Below are 670 nucleotides of genomic sequence, written 5' to 3'. Positions count from 1 at the left end.
CTGGGATGGCCGAGGTAATCAGCGTCAGTGCGAGTATGACGATCAGCAGCGGGTACTTTCGGTTACGGAGGAGTCTGCGCAGGAGTTTCCGCGTGTGGTTGAACGCCTGACCTACGGCGGCGCCGGTGATCTGGACGCCAAGCGCAATCAGTGCGGCCGGTTGATCCGGCATGACAACCCTGCCGCTACTCAAATCATTGAGGAGTATGGATTGGCCGGTGCTGCGCTGATTGAAGGCAGTCGTTTTCTACTTGAAGTTAAAGCACCGAATTGGCCAATCGATATAGAGGCCCGGGACCTGTTGCTGGAAAACCAGTCGTTCGTCACGCGGCACGTCTTCTCTCCCACTGGCGAGATTAAGTGCCAGACCGATGCCATGGGCAATCACCGTACCTTTGCCTATGACGTGGCAGGCAGGCTGAGTGAAACCTGGCTGCTGCTGGCTGGAGAGGGCAGACAACCGCAATGTCTGGTCAGCGACATCCGCTACAACGCCCATGACCAGATCGAAAGCGAAATCGCTGGCAACGGTGTGAAAACGCAAGCCGGGTACGACGCCGATGACGGTCGGTTGATTAGGTTGGTGGCCACAACTGGAAGTCAGAAGCCGTTGCAGGATTTGCATTATGTCTACGATGCGGTGGGCAACATCACCGAGCTGGAAGACAAG

At 56.7% G+C, this 670-nt stretch carries 1 pseudogene; it reads left to right on the top strand.

The annotated features are described in order from the left end of the window. Window positions 1–94 precede the first annotated feature (94 nt). Window positions 95–670: pseudogene (locus tag ACM6IQ_RS22200) on the top strand (RHS repeat protein); the annotation flags it as partial.

The sequence above is a fragment of the Pseudomonas sp. IT-P100 genome (assembly GCF_949767185.1).
Lineage (GTDB): Bacteria > Pseudomonadota > Gammaproteobacteria > Pseudomonadales > Pseudomonadaceae > Aquipseudomonas > Aquipseudomonas fluorescens_B.
This window is presented reverse-complemented; position numbering and strand designations above follow the sequence as displayed.